The following is a 16,036-nucleotide window of genomic DNA, read 5'->3' as shown; positions in this document are numbered from 1 at the left end:
TCGGAAGGGTACTTGCTGCGTGTGGGATCAGTGATGTCCCCCTGGCCGAACGCCAGGGTGATTGCTCGCTGATGACAACTACAAACAAGGATCGGGATCGTCATGCGCCATACCACCGTTCTATCCGCAATTTTTGGCACCAGCCTTCTGGCCGTGGCCACGATGGGCCAAGCCGCCGACAAGAAGAGCCTGGTGTTCTGCTCGGAAGGCAGCCCGGCAGGTTTTGACACCGCGCAGTACACCACCGCCACCGATAACGATGCGGCCGAGCCGCTGTACAACCGCCTGGTTGAGTTTGAAAAAGGTGAGACCAATGTGGTGCCGGGGTTGGCAACCAAGTGGGATATTTCCGAAGACGGCCTGACGTACACCTTCCACCTGCGTGAAGGGGTGAAATTCCATAGCAACAAGGAATTCAAGCCAACGCGGGACTTCAACGCCGACGACGTGCTGTTCACCTTCAACCGCATGCTTGACCCTGAACACCCGTTTCGCAAGGCCTACCCCACCGAGTTTCCGTACTTCAACGGGATGAGCCTGAACAAGAACATTGCCAAGGTCGAGAAAACCGACCCGCACACCGTGGTGATGACCTTGAACACGGTCGACGCTGCGTTCGTGCAGAACATTGCCATGAGTTTCGCTGCGATCCTGTCGGCCGAATACGCCGAGCAGTTGCTCAAGACCGGTAAGCCGAGCGATATCAACCAGAAGCCGATCGGCACTGGCCCCTTCGTATTCCAGCGTTATCAGAAAGATTCGCAGATCCGTTACGTGGCCAACAAACAGTACTGGGACCCGAGCCGGGTCAAGCTCGACCAGTTGATCTTCGCCATCAACACCGACGCTTCGGTGCGGGTGCAAAAACTCAAGGCCGGCGAATGCCAGGTAACCCTGCATCCGCGCCCGGCTGACGTGGACGCCCTCAAGGCGGACCCGAACCTGCAACTGCTGACCAAGCCAGGCTTCAACCTCGGCTACATCGCCTACAACGTGCGCCACAAGCCATTCGACCAGCTCGAAGTGCGCCAGGCGCTGGACATGGCGGTGAACAAGCAGAGCATTCTGAATGCCGTGTACCAGGGCGCGGGGCAACTGGCGGTCAACGCGATGCCGCCGACGCAGTGGTCCTACGACGACAGCATCAAGGACGCCGCCTACAACCCGGAAAAAGCCAAGGAACTGCTCAAGGCCGCCGGCGTGAAGGAAGGTACCGAGATCACCCTGTGGGCAATGCCGGTACAACGGCCGTACAACCCCAACGCCAAGCTGATGGCCGAGATGCTGCAAAGCGACTGGGCCAAGATCGGCCTCAAGGTCAAGATCGTCAGCTATGAGTGGGGCGAGTACATCAAGCGCACCAAGAACGGTGAGCACGATATCAGCCTGATCGGCTGGACCGGCGACAATGGTGACCCGGACAACTGGCTGGGCACGCTTTATAGCTGCGACGCCATCGGCGGGAACAACTACTCCATGTGGTGTGACCCGGCGTACGACAAGTTGATCAAGCAAGCCAAGGTCGTGACTGACCGCGAACAAAGGACTGTTCTGTACAAACAGGCGCAGCAACTGCTCAAGCAGCAGGTGCCAATCACGCCAGTCGCCCACTCGACGGTCAACCAGCCGTTAAGCACCAAAGTCGAAGGTTTCAAAGTGAGCCCCTTCGGCCGCAACGTGTTCTCGGGCGTCAGTATCACCCCATAAGAAAATAACCGGATTGCGCAGGGCGAACATCGCCTTGCTGCAAACGCGCGGCCTTCTATTAGGATTTTTCCTACGGCAAACGTTTGCAATGGCTTGAACGAGTTACACACCCAATAGCCGGATCACCAAAAAAGACCGGCATTAAAAAGAGAACCAAAGGAGCTTCATTCATGAAACTGAGCAGCAAAGCGCTTCTGGCCCTGGCCATCAGCAGCATCACGGCCACCGCCTACGCTGAATCCGTCAGCCAGGACTTCGTTCCGACTACCCTGGCCGGCACCAGCGCGCAAAGCGAAGCCAAAGGCTTTATCGAAGACTTCAGCCTGGGCGGCACCACGCGTAACTGGTACTCCCACGAAAGCAAATACCGTGGCGGCACCTTCGAATACAAAAAGCATGGCCAGACGCTGACTGACCGTAACCGTACCAACTGGGTACAGGGCACGATCATCAACGCCAGCTCGGGTTTCACCCAGGGCACCGTAGGCGTCAAGACTGAATTGGCGGTGTACAACGCCGTGGTCCTGGACCGCAGCAAGCGTGATATCAAGGGCGGCTCCAACCGTACCCTGGCTGACTCCGACGGTGATGCAGTAGGCCAATGGAGCAAACTGGGCCTGGCCAACGTGCAGTTCCGTGTGTCGAACACCACGTTGACTGCCGGTCGTCAGAACTTCAGCAGCGGCATCGTCGACACCATCGGCAACCGTGCCCTGCCATCGAGCTTTGAAGGTGTGAGTTTCAACAGCGAAGAGTTCAGCAACCTGTCGTTCCAAGGTGGCGTGTTTGACCGCGTTTCGCCACGTACCGAACAGAGCCTGTCGAAATTCCGCAGCGAATACGGCAATGGCGCGGAAACCGACAAGGTGTCCACCCTGGGCCTGAACTACCAGCCGCTGAAAAGCCTGAAAGTCAGCGTCTTCGGCGCCAACGTGAAGGACTTCTGGAACCAGTACTACTTCGGCGCAACCCACGAGCTGGGTGATGCCCAGCAACTGGCCCTGACCACCGGTTTCAACTACTACAAGACTGTCGATGAAGGCAAAAAAGAGATGGGGGAAATCGACAACGATACCTACTCCCTGTCCCTGGGCCTGGCTCACCAGGCACACAGCCTGACCTTCTCCTACCAGGCTGTGAACGGTAACGAATACTTCGACTACCTGCACGAAACCAACGGCATCTACCTGGCCAACTCCCTGACCTCTGACTTCAACGGCCCGAACGAGAAATCGTTCCAGGTTGCCTATGGCATCAACATGGCCGAATACGGCGTGCCAGGCTTGAAGTTCAACATCTACTCGGCGCGTGGCTGGGGCATCGACGGCACTCACTACACCGGCAACAACGGTCGGGCCAAGTTCGCCTACGACGGCATCCAGAACCAGGACGGCGAAAAACACCAGGAATACGGTGTTGGCGGCTCTTACGCCATCCAAAGCGGCCCACTCAAGGCCACCACCGTGCGCGCAACCTATGTTGAGCACCGTGGCAGCGAGTTCCAGGCAGATGGCAGCATCAAAGAGTTCCGTCTGGTGACCACTGTTCCATTCAACATCCTTTAATTAGCGCCAGGTAGACGGCGGGCTCAGGACGAGCCCGCCGTCTACGTTTGTCTGGTCCCATCGATTGCAGAGGGCTCTGAATGAAAATGCTTCCACTACAAGCCGCCATGGCTGCCGCGCTGTTGAGCGTGGCGATCGGCGTTTCGGCCAAACCGCTGGTGGTCTGCACCGAAGCCAGCCCGGAGGGTTTCGACCCGGTCCTGTACACCACGGCCGTGACCGCTGACGCCGCCGCTGAAACCATGTTCAACCGTTTGGTGGACTTCAAGCCTGGCACCACTGAAATCGTTCCCGCACTCGCCACGTCCTGGGAAATCAGCGACGACGGCCTGACCTACACGTTCCACCTGCGCGATGACGTCAAGTTCCACACCACCGACTACTTCAAGCCTACGCGCAACCTGAATGCCGATGACGTGCTCTGGAGCTTCCAACGCCAGTTGGATCCGAAACACCCTTGGCATAACAAATCCGCCACGGGTTTCCCCTATTTCGAAAGCATGGGCTTTAAGGAACTGCTCAAAAGTGTCGAGAAGACTGATGACCACACAGTGGTCTTCACCCTGACGCGCCCTGAAGCACCGTTCCTGGCCGATGTCGCGATGCCGTTTACCGCCATCCACTCCGCTGAATACGCCGACAAGCTGCTCGCCGCCGGCAAGACCGATGAGCTCAACAGCAAGCCGATCGGCACCGGTCCGTTCATCTTCATCCGCTACCAGAAAGACGCCCAGGTACGCTTCAAGGCCAACCCGGAGTACTTCCGTGGCAAGCCGCCGGCAGATCCGTTGATCCTGGCCATTGCGGTCGACAACAACGTGCGCCTGCAGAAGCTCAAGGCCAACGAATGCCAGGTCGCGCTGTATCCCAAGCCCGATGACCTGCCCAGCATCAAGAAAGACCCGAACCTGAAGGTCGATGAACTGGCGGCGATGACCACCGCCTACACTGCCCTGAACACCACCCACAAATACATGAGCGACGCGCGGGTGCGTCACGCGATCAACATCGCGTTCGACAAAAAGGGCTACAACGAATCGCTATACGGCAAAGGCAACGCAGTCGATGCCACCGGCCCGTTTCCACCTACGCTGCTGGGTTTCAACGACAAGTTGAAAAACCCACCGCGTGACCTCGACAAGGCTCGCGCCCTGCTCAAGGAAGCCGGCGTACCGGAAGGCACCGAGTTCACCCTGTTCACCCGTAACGGTGGCGGCCCGACCAACCCTAACCCGATGCTCGGCGCACAGCGCATGCAGGCAGATCTGGCGCAGATTGGCCTGAAGGTGAATATCAAGGTCATGGAGTGGGGCGAGATGCTCAAGCGCGCCAAAGCCGGTGAGCACGACATGGTTTCTGCCGGTTGGGCGGGGGATAACGGTGACCCGGATAACTTCCTCACGCCGAACCTGAGTTGCGATGCAGCGAAAAACGGCGAAAACTACGCGCGCTGGTGTAACAAAGAGTTTCAAGGCTTGATCGACAAGGCGCGCGCTGTCGCTGAACCCGCACAACGCGCTGCACTCTATGAACAAGCAATGGACGTTTTCGACAAGGACCAACCATGGATTCCCATGGCTTACCCGAAAATGTTCACCGCCATGCGCAAGAACGTCGAGGGTTATACCCAAAGCCCTCTGACGAACAATAACTTCGCCACCACCCAGGTGAAGTAAATAAGAAAAACGCTCGGCGCCGTCGCTATTGACGGCGCCGGACCTGCCTAACCGGCTGATTGAGGTACACAACAAGATGTTTAGTTTTATTGCCCGCCGACTGGGGTTACTGATCCCCACGTTCTTCGGCATCACGTTGCTGACGTTTGCGTTGATTCGCATGATCCCTGGCGACCCCGTCGAAGTCATGATGGGCGAACGACGAGTCGACCCCGAGATGCACGCACAGGCAATGGAACGCCTTGGCCTTAACAAGCCGTTGTATGCGCAATATCTGGACTATGTCGGCAAGCTCGCCCAAGGCGACCTTGGCGAATCGCTGCGGACCCGGACCAGCGTGTGGACCGAATTCACCGCCCTCTTCCCGGCGACCCTGGAACTGTCCATGGCCGCCCTGTTGTTCGCCGGTATCCTGGGCCTGCTGGCCGGGGTGATCGCGGCACTTAAACGAGGATCCCTGTTCGACCACGGGGTGATGGGCATCTCCCTGGCGGGATATTCGATGCCGATCTTCTGGTGGGGCCTGATCCTGATCATGTTCTTCTCGGTGAGCCTGGGCTGGACCCCGGTTTCCGGGCGTATCGACCTGCTCTACGACATCGAGCCGCGCACCGGCTTCATGCTGATCGACACCCTGCTGGCTGACGAGCCAGACGCGTTCTGGGATGCACTGCACCACCTGATCCTGCCGGCCATCGTGCTTGGCACCATCCCGCTGGCAGTGATCGCGCGGATGACCCGGTCGTCGATGCTCGAAGTACTGCGCGAAGACTACATCCGCACCGCCAAGGCCAAGGGCCTATCGCCGGCGCGCGTGGTATTCGTACACGGCCTGCGTAACGCGTTGATCCCGGTATTGACCGTGGTCGGCCTGCAAGTCGGCACGCTGCTGGCCGGTGCGGTTTTGACCGAAACCATCTTCTCGTGGCCCGGCATCGGCAAATGGCTGATCGAAGCCATTGGCGCGCGGGACTACCCGGTGGTGCAAAACGGCATTCTGCTGATCGCCTGCCTGGTGATCCTGGTGAACTTCGTGGTGGATATCCTCTACGGCTTCGCCAACCCACGCATCCGTCACCAGCGCTGAGATCAAGACCATGACCACACCTACTCCAGTGTCAGCAGTCGATCAAAGCCTGCTGTACCCGTCCCCGTACAAAGAATTCTGGCAAGCCTTCTCCAAGAACAAGGGCGCGGTTGCCGGCCTGTTGTTCATGTTGCTGATTGTGTTCTGCGCGATCTTCGCGCCCTGGGTTGCGCCGCATAACCCAAGCGAGCAATACCGCGACTTCCTGCTGACCCCGCCGGCCTGGCTGGAAGGCGGGCAGATGCAGTTCCTGTTGGGCACCGACGAATTGGGCCGTGATTTGCTCTCGCGCCTGATTCAGGGCTCGCGTCTGTCGTTGCTGATCGGTTTGTCGTCGGTGGTGATGTCGCTGATCCCGGGGATCCTGCTGGGTCTGTTCGCCGGATTCTTCCCACGCTTGCTCGGCCCGACCATCATGCGTTTGATGGACATCATGCTGGCCTTGCCCTCGCTGCTGCTGGCCGTTGCCATTGTCGCGATCCTCGGCCCTGGCCTGATCAACACCGTGATCGCCATCGCTATCGTCTCGTTGCCGTCCTACGTGCGTCTGACCCGCGCGGCGGTGATGGGCGAACTGAACCGTGACTACGTGACCGCCGCCCGCCTCGCCGGCGCCGGCCTGCCACGCCTGATGTTCATCACCGTGCTGCCCAACTGCATGGCGCCACTGATCGTACAGGCCACCTTGAGTTTCTCTTCGGCGATCCTCGATGCCGCGGCCCTGGGCTTCCTTGGCCTCGGCGTACAACCGCCAACCCCAGAGTGGGGGACCATGCTGGCGTCGGCCCGTGACTACATCGAACGCGCCTGGTGGGTGGTGAGCCTGCCTGGTTTGACCATTTTGCTCAGCGTGCTGGCAATCAACTTGATGGGTGACGGCCTGCGCGATGCGCTGGACCCGAAACTCAAGAACGCCGCCTGAGGAGATTCCCATGTCACTGTTAGAAATCAAGAATCTCAACGTCCGCTTCGGCGACAAGACCGCCGTGCCGGTGGTCGATGGCCTCGACATTTCGGTCGACAAAGGCGAAGTACTGGCGATCGTTGGCGAGTCGGGCTCGGGTAAATCCGTGACCATGATGGCGCTGATGGGCCTGATCGAGCATCCCGGCATCGTCACCGCCGACGCGCTGAACTTCGACGGCAAGGACATGCTCAAGCTGAGCAACCGCCAGCGTCGCCAGATCGTCGGCAAAGACCTGGCGATGGTGTTCCAGGACCCGATGACCGCGCTGAACCCCAGCTACACCGTGGGTTTCCAGATCGAAGAAGTACTGCGCCTGCATTTGAAGATGTCCGGCAAGCAAGCGCGCAAGCGTGCCATCGAACTGTTGGAAAAGGTTGAAATCCCAGGCGCCGCCAGCCGTATGGATGCCTACCCGCACCAACTGTCGGGTGGTATGAGCCAGCGTGTAGCCATCGCGATGGCGATTGCCGGCGAGCCGAAACTGCTGATCGCCGACGAACCGACCACCGCGCTGGACGTGACCATCCAGGCGCAGATCATGGAACTGCTGCTGGCCCTGCAGAAAGAACAGAACATGGGCCTGGTGCTGATCACCCACGACCTCGCGGTCGTGGCGGAAACCGCCCAGCGCGTGTGCGTGATGTACGCCGGCCAAGCCGTGGAAGTCGGCCAGGTGCCGCAGTTGTTCGACATTCCGGCGCACCCGTACAGCGAAGCGCTGCTCAAGGCGATCCCCGAGCACAGCCTCGGCGCCACGCGCCTGGCCACGCTGCCGGGTATCGTTCCTGGTCGTTATGACCGCCCGCAAGGTTGCCTGCTGTCACCCCGTTGCCCGTACGTGCAGGAATCCTGCCGCACCCAGCGGCCCGGACTTGACCCGAAAAGCCACAGCCTTGCACGTTGCTTCTACCCCTTGAACCAGGAGGTGGCGTAATGGCCGTCGTTCTTACCGCCCGCGACCTTACCCGTCACTATGAAGTGTCCCGTGGCCTGTTCAAGGGCCATGCCTTGGTACGTGCGCTGAATGGCGTGTCCTTTGAGCTGGAGGCCGGCAAGACCCTCGCCGTTGTTGGCGAGTCGGGTTGCGGCAAATCCACCCTGGCCCGTGCGCTGACGCTGATTGAAGAGCCGTCTTCCGGGTCCTTGAAAATCGCCGGCCAGGAAGTCGCCGGCGCCGACAAGGCCCAGCGCAAGCAATTGCGCAAAGACGTGCAGATGGTGTTCCAAAGCCCCTACGCCTCGTTGAACCCACGGCAGAAAGTCGGCGATCAACTCGGCGAGCCGCTGCTGATCAACACCAACCTGTCCGCCGCCGAACGCCGCGAGAAAGTGCAGGCGATGATGAAGCAAGTGGGCCTGCGCCCTGAGCATTATCAGCGTTACCCGCACATGTTCTCCGGTGGTCAGCGCCAGCGTATCGCCCTCGCCCGCGCGATGATGCTGCAACCGAAAGTGCTGGTGGCGGATGAGCCAACCTCTGCACTCGACGTGTCAATCCAGGCCCAGGTGCTGAACCTGTTCATGGACCTGCAGCAGGAATTCAACACGGCCTACGTGTTCATTTCCCACAACCTAGCCGTGGTGCAACACGTTGCCGATGACGTGATGGTGATGTACCTCGGTCGCCCGGTGGAAGTCGGCCCCAAGGAAGACATCTACGCCCGCCCGCTGCACCCGTACACCCAGGCGTTGCTGTCGGCGACCCCGACCATTCACCCGGACCCGAACAAGCCGAAGATCAAGATCGTCGGCGAACTGCCCAACCCGCTGAACCCGCCGCCCGGCTGCGCTTTCCACAAGCGCTGCCCGTACGCGACCGCGCGGTGCAGCACCGAGGAGCCGCAACTGCGCGCCTTGGATAACCGCCAGGTGGCTTGCCACTATGCGGAGCAATTTGTCGCCTGACCCTGCAACAAAAATGCCCTGAGTCTTGAGCCCAGGGCATTGCACGTGTTCTACAGCCCTTCCCACCAGGTTGCGCATCAGCTTGGCGGGAGGGGCTTTCTTTTTGGCGATGCCTACGTTTGGCTGTCGCCTTCATCGTCAGGGGCATCGCTGTCGGGGCCGTCTGTGGTGGAGTCGTCGTCACCCTCGCTGCCGCCCTGGTCCTGATCGCCGGGTTCAGCTTCGGATTTGGCCAACTGCAGATCTTGGCTATGCCCCGAAGACACAAGACCGCTGTGCACCGGATTTTTCGCCCAGGCCGTCGACGTCCCTAACGACAACAGCACCAGCACCTTTATCAACAGCACGACTCGTTGAAAAATACTCATGGTTGATTCCGCCCAGTCAGTAGGTAAATCCCACGCGACAGCCGCTCACCGTCGCCAGCGTTGACGCTAGTCCCAATGCCGGGTTTACGCCAGGACTCAGGTGTCGCCGTCGTCGTAGGTTTCGCTGTCTTCGCCTTCGTTGTAGGGGTTTTCCTGGTCCTCCTTCGGGGCGGGCTGGGCTTGGGGCTGCCAGCTGCCGGAGTTGACTTCTTGTTGCTTACGCTTGCTGACAGGGCCGGTGTCTTTCCATGCAGGCGTTCCAGCGTCTGCGAGTGCCGTGGTGTGGGCCCAGGCGATGGAAAGTCCCAAGCCCCCCAAAAACATCAGACGGAGGGTGCGTCGAACACTTGGCAAGGAGGTCTCCTTTTCAGTCGTGGGTAAGGCCGCATCCGAAACGCTAGACCTGATGCACGGGTTGTGCAAATGGATACGTTCTCCCAGCCGAGCCTTTCAGGCGAAAATGGCGACTTAAGCAACCACACAGGTTCATCCGTTGGAGGAAGGATTCTGCGCCCCGGTGAAGCGGTCACAGTATACCCCCCCCTCAATGTCACGGGTTTCCGTCGGTGAGCCATCACGATGAACCGTGACCTTGAAACTGACGATTGCCAAGGCCCCTGAGTGGCTGATGACACCATTCAGAACACCCGCTCTCCCATTCCATTTACGCCCATTATCAACTCTTGGCATGTACTCAAATCTCAGCTCGGTACTCAATGGGCTACCGGATAACCATAGCTCCAACCCTGTCCAGAACAACTGAATAGAACCCGCGTTCTGATCGGGAGAACCGGCCGTTATTACACCGCCGCCCCCTGCGTCATACATATTAGACGCACCTTGAAATATCAGGTTTGCATGGCTGCTATCTTTGAACCTGACTTGCCCTGCATCTAATTGAACCGTCATGACCTTTCTCCTGTTGAAATGACCTGCGGAACGCGGGAACACATGTCTGTGAGTTCACAAACTAGTTCACCCCAAATCCAGCGTCTACTGTCAACTCTGACAGCGGACAGCCATGTCAACAGGCTCTTGCGCAGCCGAAAAAAAACCTCACAGACTCGCGCCTGTGAGGTTTTTTAGTCCCCCCGATAAGAACTCAGTGGTGTTCGCGGGTCGCACGGAATTTCACATCCGGCCAACGCTCTTCCATCAGCGCCAGGTTGACCCGCGTCGGCGCCAGGTAGGTCAGGTGGCCACCGCCGTCGATCGCCAGGTTTTCCACGGCTTTGTTGGAGAACTCTTCCAGCTTCTTCTTATCGCTGCAATCGATCCAGCGCGCGGAGTACACGGTGATCGGCTCGTAGGAGCATTCGACCTTGTATTCCTCTTTCAAGCGGCTGGCGACCACGTCGAACTGCAGCACACCGACGGCACCAAGGATGATGTCGTTGCTGCGCTCGGGGAAGAACACCTGGGTGGCGCCCTCTTCCGCCAGTTGCTGCAAGCCTTGGCGCAGTTGCTTGGATTTCAGCGGGTCGCGCAGGCGCACGCGGCGGAACAGTTCCGGGGCGAAGTGCGGGATACCGGTGAAGCCCAGCGCTTCGCCTTCGGTGAAGGTGTCGCCGATCTGGATAGTGCCGTGGTTGTGCAGACCGATAATGTCGCCGGCGTAGGCTTCTTCGAGCTGTTCACGCTCGGAGGAGAAGAACGTCAGGGCGTCGCCGATGCGCACGTCCTTGCCGGTGCGCACGTGGCGCATCTTCATACCTTTTTCGTATCGGCCGGAGCAGATGCGCATGAAGGCAATGCGGTCACGGTGTTTCGGGTCCATGTTCGCCTGGATCTTGAACACGAAGCCGGTGAATTTCTCTTCCACAGGCTCAACGGTGCGCTCGTTGGCGACGCGGGCCAAAGGCTTCGGCGCCCAATCGACGACGGCGTCGAGCACGTGGTCGACACCGAAGTTGCCCAAGGCCGTCCCGAAGAACACCGGGGTCAGTTGGCCGTCGAGGAATTCTTGCTGATTGAACTCATGGCAGGCGCCCTGCACCAGTTCCAGCTGGTCGACGAAGCGGTCGTACTCGTCACCCAGGTGGGCGCGGGCTTCGTCCGAATCGAGTTTCTCGATGATCTTGACGTCGGTGCGCTCGTGACCGTGGCCGGCGGTGTAGACAATGATGTAGTCGTCGGCTAGGTGATACACGCCCTTGAAGTCGCGGTAGCAACCAATCGGCCAGGTGATCGGCGCGGCCTTGATCTTCAAGACGGCTTCGATTTCATCCAACAGCTCGATCGGGTCGCGGATGTCGCGGTCGAGTTTGTTGATGAAGCTGACGATCGGCGTGTCACGCAGACGGCACACGTCCATCAGCGCGATGGTCCGTGGCTCGACACCTTTACCGCCGTCGAGGACCATCAGCGCGGAGTCGACCGCGGTCAGGGTGCGATAGGTGTCTTCGGAGAAGTCTTCGTGGCCCGGGGTGTCGAGCAGGTTGACCATGTGGTCGCGATACGGGAATTGCATGACCGACGTGGTAATGGAAATACCCCGTTGTTTTTCCATTTCCATCCAGTCAGAGGTGGCATGGCGGTCGGACTTGCGGGATTTCACCGTGCCGGCCACCGCGATTGCCTTGCCCATCAGCAACAGCTTCTCGGTGATGGTGGTTTTACCGGCATCGGGGTGGGAAATAATGGCGAAAGTGCGGCGTTTCGCGACTTCGGCGGCCTGGTGGGTCATGGGAAATCGCCTGGCAGGTGAGTCAAAAAAGGGCGGCGAGTATAGCGCAAACCCGGGCGGCCAGACCACCGTTCAGCCCATTGGGGGTGGCTAAATGCTGCCAAGTGTGGAACCTTTTAAAAGGTAGAGACGTCCACTCCCCTGCTATCGCACTCGGAACAGGGGCTGATAAATCAGCAAGTTAGCCTGACGAGGCTGCGCTCATGGCTCGATCGCATACCGCGTTGCCGGTATCGGCGAGCTGCATTTCGCGACCACATTCAGAGGCAGCCAGGAATGGCATTGCCGCCGGAGAATGTGGGCGCCGACAGAAGAAAAAAGGAGTCCGCCTGTGGCTATTCGCTATGGCAAAGGGCTTATGGGAGGAGCGGTTGTCGTCGCTCTCCTGGCCCTGCTGATCCACTGGATCGGCATCAACACGATCGAACTGTACCGCGACGATTTGTTGTTTTACCTGCAAGCTCATTTGATCCTGGTTCTAGTCTCCATGCTGGCCGCCCTGATTGTGGGCATCCCCGCCGGTATCCTGCTCAGCCGACCGAACATGGTCGGGCGCGCAGAACGCTTCATGCAGATCTTCAACATCGGTAACACCGTCCCGCCCCTGGCCGTACTGGCCATCGCCCTCGGCGTCCTTGGCATCGGCAGCGGCCCGGCCATTTTTGCGCTGTTCCTCGCCTCCCTCCTGCCTATCGTGCGCAACACCTACGAAGGCCTGAAAAACGTTCAAGGCTCGCTGAAAGAAGCCGCCACCGGCATCGGCATGACGCCGCGCCAGGTGCTGTTTCGCGTGGAATTGCCCAACGCCGTGCCGATCATCATCGGCGGCGTGCGCGTGGCCCTGGCGATCAACGTCGGCACCGCACCGCTGGCGTTCCTGATTGGTGCCAACAGCCTGGGCAGCCTGATCTTCCCCGGTATCGCCCTGAACAATCAGCCGCAATTGCTGCTCGGCGCCGCGTGCACCGCGTTGCTGGCGTTGCTGCTTGACGGTCTGGTGACCATGGCCAGCCGCCTCTGGCTGGAACGCGGGTTGCGTCCGTCTTAAGGCTTGGCAAAGGAAATCACATGAAAAGACTGACTCTGATATTGAGCTGCGTGCTGCTGTTTGCAGGCATTGCGCAAGCCGCTGAAAAACCGTTGATCCGCATCGGCGCCCGGGTGTTCACCGAACAGACCCTGCTGGCCGAAATCACCTCCCAGTACCTGCGCACCAAGGGCTATAAAACCCAGGTGACCGGCGGCCTGGGCAGCAACCTGGCGCGCAGTGCCCAGGAAAGCGGGCAACTGGACCTGCTGTGGGAATACACCGGCGTGTCGCTGGTGGCCTACAACCATATCGACGAGAAACTCGACAGCGAACAGTCCTACGCTCGGGTGAAAGAACTCGACGCGAAAAAAGGCCTGGTCTGGCTCTCGCCGTCGCGCTTCAGCAACACCTATGCGCTGGCGTTGCCCGAGAACGTGGCCAAGGAATTCCCGCAGATCAATAACATCAGCGACCTGACCCAAGCCCTGGCGGAAAAAACCAAAGGCACGCGCCTGGTGGCCCTGGACACCGAGTTCGCCAACCGTTCCGACGGCATGGGTGGCATGGTCAAGCTGTACGACATGAACCTGACCCGCAAAAACACCCGGCAGATGGACGCCGGCCTGGTCTACACCGCGCTGCGAAATGGCCAAGTGTTTGCCGGCTTGGTCTACACCACCGACGGTCGCCTGAATGCCTTCAAATTGAAGCTGCTGGAAGACGACAAGCACTACTTCCCGGACTACACCGCCGCGCCGGTGATCCGTCAGGACTATCTCGACAAGCATCCGCAATTGGCCGCTGAACTCAAGCCGTTGGCCGATCTGTTCGACGATAAAACCATGCGCGAGCTGAACGCGCGGGTCGACGTCGGCCATGAAAGCCCATCCGCTGTTGCCGCCGATTTCCTGCGCCAACACCCCATCAACTAAAGAGGAGAAGACATGGAATTCCTGAACGCCTTTTCCCATCTTGATTGGGCCCAGGTCCTGCACCTGACCTGGCAGCACATCACCCTGGTTGGCATCGCCGTGATCCTGGCAATCGTCGTAGGCGTGCCGCTGGGCGTGCTGATGACACGCTTCCCGACGCTGGCCGGCCCATTGCAAGCCAGTGCCACGGTTTTGCTGACGGTGCCGTCTATCGCCCTGTTCGGCCTGTTGTTGCCGTTCTACTCCAAGTTCGGCCAGGGCCTGGGGCCAATGCCGGCGATCACCGCCGTGTTCCTCTACTCCCTGTTGCCGATCATGCGTAACACCTACCTCGCCCTCACCGGTGTGGAACCGGGCATCCGTGAAGCCGCCAAAGGCATCGGCATGACCTTCGGCCAGCGCCTGCGCATGGTCGAGCTGCCTATCGCCGTGCCGGTGATCCTCGCCGGTGTACGCACCGCCGTGGTGATGAACATTGGTGTAATGACCATCGCCGCCACCATCGGCGCCGGTGGCCTGGGTGTACTTATTCTGGCTTCCATCAGCCGCAGCGACATGTCGATGCTGATCGTTGGCGCCGTGCTGGTCAGTCTCCTGGCCATCTTCGCCGACCTGCTTTTGCAATGGCTGCAACGCTCGCTGACTCCAAAAGGACTGCTCAAATGATCGAACTTCAAAACCTGACCAAGACTTTTCAAAGCAACGGCAAGACTGTTTCCGCCGTCAACGACGTAAGCCTGACCGTCAACGAAGGCGAGATTTGCGTATTCCTCGGCCCTTCGGGCTGCGGCAAGAGCACCACACTGAAAATGATCAACCGCCTGATCAAGCCGACCTCGGGCAAGATTCTGATCAACGGCGAAGACACCACCGACCTCGACGAAGTGACCCTGCGCCGCAACATCGGTTATGTGATCCAGCAGATCGGCCTGTTCCCGAACATGACCATCGAGGAAAATATCGTGGTCGTGCCCAAATTGCTGGGCTGGGACAAGCAGAAATGCCACGACCGCGCCCGCGAGTTGATGAGCATGATCAAGCTGGAACCCAAGCAATACCTGCATCGCTACCCGCGCGAATTGTCGGGCGGCCAGCAACAGCGTATCGGCGTGATCCGCGCACTGGCGGCCGATGCGCCGCTGCTGCTGATGGATGAGCCGTTCGGCGCGGTCGACCCGATCAACCGCGAGATGATCCAGAACGAATTCTTCGAGATGCAACGCGCGCTGAACAAGACCGTGATCATGGTCAGCCACGACATCGACGAAGCCATCAAGCTGGGCGACAAGATCGCGATCTTCCGCGCCGGCAAGCTGCTGCAGATCGATCACCCGGACACTTTGCTGGCGCACCCGGCCGACGAGTTCGTCAGCAACTTCGTGGGCCAGGACAGCACCCTCAAGCGCCTGTTGCTGGTGAAAGCCGAGGACGCGGCGGATAACGCGCCGTCTGTGAGCCCGGAAACACCGGTGGCCGAAGCATTGGAATTGATGGATGAAACTGACCGCCGCTATGTGGTGGTCACCTGTGCCGAGAACAAGGCGCTGGGGTATGTACGACGTCGCGACCTGCACCGTCAGACCGGTACTTGCGGCCAATACCTGCGCGAATTCAACGCCACGGCGGCGTATGACGAGCATTTGCGCATCCTGCTGTCGCGCATGTACGAGTTCAACCGCTCGTGGTTGCCGGTGATGGATGCGGAGCGGGTGTTCCTGGGCGAGGTGACGCAGGAGTCGATTGCCGAGTACCTGAGTTCGGGTAAGTCGCGTGGGGGCAAGACCAGTATCGTTTCGCCTGCTGAAACTGCGCTGGCCTGATCAATCGCTATCGCAGGCAAGCCAGCTCCCACATTTGATCGCGTTGTCATGAATAACGCCGATCCCTGTGGAAGCCGGGCTTGCCCGCGATGAAGGCATCACAATTCACGCTGATTTACCCCATTCGGGGAACATCATTCCGTCACACCTGTCGGTTACATAAGTAGCTGTACCGGTCCTCGCGACGAACGCGTGCAAAAACGCGACATTTTTAGTTGATCCCACGCCCATCAAGCCCTAAAGTTCGCGCCGAACGTCCATGCTGGAAACGATCCATCCGGCTCAAGTACTGA

Annotated in this window: 15 protein-coding genes; 11 read left to right on the top strand and 4 right to left on the bottom strand. The window is 59.5% G+C overall.

Annotated elements, in window-relative coordinates:
- Positions 1-162: 162 nt before the first annotated feature.
- The 7 genes from HU722_RS05365 (at position 163) to HU722_RS05335 (ending at position 8,907) form a co-directional block, all read left to right on the top strand.
- On the top strand, positions 163-1,707 hold the full coding sequence (locus HU722_RS05365) for an ABC transporter substrate-binding protein (RefSeq protein ID WP_371905303.1): 1,545 nt from the start codon (positions 163-165) through the stop codon (positions 1,705-1,707).
- Positions 1,708-1,877: 170 nt separating this feature from the next.
- A complete protein-coding gene (locus HU722_RS05360; protein WP_065875129.1) occupies positions 1,878-3,272 on the top strand; it encodes an OprD family outer membrane porin in 1,395 nt (464 codons plus the stop codon).
- An 80-nt stretch (positions 3,273-3,352) separates the two neighbouring features.
- Positions 3,353-4,948 (top strand): ABC transporter substrate-binding protein, encoded by a 1,596-nt coding sequence (locus tag HU722_RS05355; RefSeq protein ID WP_065875130.1) that lies wholly within the window; start codon positions 3,353-3,355, stop codon positions 4,946-4,948.
- A gap of 76 nt (positions 4,949-5,024) precedes the next feature.
- Positions 5,025-6,035, top strand: a complete 1,011-nt coding sequence (locus HU722_RS05350; protein WP_003171721.1) for an ABC transporter permease subunit — start codon at positions 5,025-5,027, stop codon at positions 6,033-6,035.
- Between the two features lie 10 nt (positions 6,036-6,045).
- Positions 6,046-6,957 (top strand): ABC transporter permease subunit, encoded by a 912-nt coding sequence (locus HU722_RS05345; protein ID WP_010213191.1) that lies wholly within the window; start codon positions 6,046-6,048, stop codon positions 6,955-6,957.
- A gap of 10 nt (positions 6,958-6,967) precedes the next feature.
- On the top strand, positions 6,968-7,936 hold the full coding sequence (locus HU722_RS05340; RefSeq protein WP_065875131.1) for an ABC transporter ATP-binding protein: 969 nt from the start codon (positions 6,968-6,970) through the stop codon (positions 7,934-7,936).
- Positions 7,936-8,907 (top strand): peptide ABC transporter ATP-binding protein, encoded by a 972-nt coding sequence (locus HU722_RS05335; RefSeq protein WP_016976250.1) that lies wholly within the window; start codon positions 7,936-7,938, stop codon positions 8,905-8,907. Before HU722_RS05340 ends, HU722_RS05335 begins: the two co-directional genes overlap by 1 nt.
- 113 nt (positions 8,908-9,020) lie before the next feature.
- Here the strand turns inward: HU722_RS05335 and HU722_RS05330 are convergent, their stop codons facing one another.
- The 4 genes from HU722_RS05330 to HU722_RS05315 all read right to left on the bottom strand — a co-directional run bounded on the left by HU722_RS05330 (position 9,021) and on the right by HU722_RS05315 (position 11,961).
- Positions 9,021-9,275 carry a hypothetical protein gene (locus tag HU722_RS05330; RefSeq protein ID WP_065890523.1) on the bottom strand — a complete coding sequence of 85 codons (255 nt, stop codon included), beginning with the start codon at positions 9,273-9,275 and terminating at the stop codon, positions 9,021-9,023.
- 96 nt (positions 9,276-9,371) lie between these two features.
- Positions 9,372-9,629 (bottom strand): hypothetical protein, encoded by a 258-nt coding sequence (locus HU722_RS05325; protein ID WP_139114547.1) that lies wholly within the window; start codon positions 9,627-9,629, stop codon positions 9,372-9,374.
- Positions 9,630-9,761: 132 nt separating this feature from the next.
- Positions 9,762-10,184, bottom strand: a complete 423-nt coding sequence (locus HU722_RS05320; protein WP_065890526.1) for a hypothetical protein — start codon at positions 10,182-10,184, stop codon at positions 9,762-9,764.
- Between the two features lie 193 nt (positions 10,185-10,377).
- Complete coding sequence (locus HU722_RS05315; RefSeq protein WP_049710031.1) at positions 10,378-11,961, bottom strand: peptide chain release factor 3; 1,584 nt, start codon at positions 11,959-11,961, stop codon at positions 10,378-10,380.
- A 295-nt stretch (positions 11,962-12,256) separates the two neighbouring features.
- On the opposite strand from HU722_RS05315, the gene HU722_RS05310 reads away from it, so the two are divergent.
- The 4 genes from HU722_RS05310 to HU722_RS05295 are packed head-to-tail and all read left to right on the top strand — an operon-like array spanning position 12,257 to position 15,743.
- Positions 12,257-13,009, top strand: a complete 753-nt coding sequence (locus HU722_RS05310) for an ABC transporter permease (protein ID WP_371905293.1) — start codon at positions 12,257-12,259, stop codon at positions 13,007-13,009.
- Between the two features lie 20 nt (positions 13,010-13,029).
- A complete protein-coding gene (locus HU722_RS05305; protein WP_065879626.1) occupies positions 13,030-13,923 on the top strand; it encodes a glycine betaine ABC transporter substrate-binding protein in 894 nt (297 codons plus the stop codon).
- Between the two features lie 12 nt (positions 13,924-13,935).
- The gene (locus tag HU722_RS05300; protein ID WP_027604864.1) at positions 13,936-14,589 is read left to right on the top strand and encodes an ABC transporter permease; all 654 of its coding nucleotides are present in this window, start codon (positions 13,936-13,938) and stop codon (positions 14,587-14,589) included.
- Positions 14,586-15,743: an osmoprotectant ABC transporter ATP-binding protein OsmV gene (locus HU722_RS05295; RefSeq protein ID WP_053131666.1), complete on the top strand. Its 1,158-nt coding sequence runs from the start codon at positions 14,586-14,588 to the stop codon at positions 15,741-15,743. Before HU722_RS05300 ends, HU722_RS05295 begins: the two co-directional genes overlap by 4 nt.
- Positions 15,744-16,036 lie beyond the last annotated feature (293 nt).

Origin of the sequence: Pseudomonas tritici, assembly GCF_014268275.3 — a bacterium.
Lineage (GTDB): Bacteria > Pseudomonadota > Gammaproteobacteria > Pseudomonadales > Pseudomonadaceae > Aquipseudomonas > Aquipseudomonas tritici.
Note: the sequence above shows the minus strand (reverse complement) of the source record. Positions and strands in the feature narration are given on the sequence as shown.

Coding starts and splice junctions, on each gene's coding strand:
- HU722_RS05315 (WP_049710031.1), bottom strand. CDS start 11,961: ATGACCCACCAGGCCGCCGAAGTCGCGAAACGCCGCACTTTCGCCATT.
- HU722_RS05310 (WP_371905293.1), top strand. CDS start 12,257: ATGTGGGCGCCGACAGAAGAAAAAAGGAGTCCGCCTGTGGCTATTCGC.
- HU722_RS05295 (WP_053131666.1), top strand. CDS start 14,586: ATGATCGAACTTCAAAACCTGACCAAGACTTTTCAAAGCAACGGCAAG.
- HU722_RS05350 (WP_003171721.1), top strand. CDS start 5,025: ATGTTTAGTTTTATTGCCCGCCGACTGGGGTTACTGATCCCCACGTTC.
- HU722_RS05340 (WP_065875131.1), top strand. CDS start 6,968: ATGTCACTGTTAGAAATCAAGAATCTCAACGTCCGCTTCGGCGACAAG.
- HU722_RS05300 (WP_027604864.1), top strand. CDS start 13,936: ATGGAATTCCTGAACGCCTTTTCCCATCTTGATTGGGCCCAGGTCCTG.
- HU722_RS05355 (WP_065875130.1), top strand. CDS start 3,353: ATGAAAATGCTTCCACTACAAGCCGCCATGGCTGCCGCGCTGTTGAGC.
- HU722_RS05320 (WP_065890526.1), bottom strand. CDS start 10,184: ATGACGGTTCAATTAGATGCAGGGCAAGTCAGGTTCAAAGATAGCAGC.
- HU722_RS05360 (WP_065875129.1), top strand. CDS start 1,878: ATGAAACTGAGCAGCAAAGCGCTTCTGGCCCTGGCCATCAGCAGCATC.
- HU722_RS05345 (WP_010213191.1), top strand. CDS start 6,046: ATGACCACACCTACTCCAGTGTCAGCAGTCGATCAAAGCCTGCTGTAC.
- HU722_RS05335 (WP_016976250.1), top strand. CDS start 7,936: ATGGCCGTCGTTCTTACCGCCCGCGACCTTACCCGTCACTATGAAGTG.
- HU722_RS05365 (WP_371905303.1), top strand. CDS start 163: ATGGGCCAAGCCGCCGACAAGAAGAGCCTGGTGTTCTGCTCGGAAGGC.
- HU722_RS05330 (WP_065890523.1), bottom strand. CDS start 9,275: ATGAGTATTTTTCAACGAGTCGTGCTGTTGATAAAGGTGCTGGTGCTG.
- HU722_RS05305 (WP_065879626.1), top strand. CDS start 13,030: ATGAAAAGACTGACTCTGATATTGAGCTGCGTGCTGCTGTTTGCAGGC.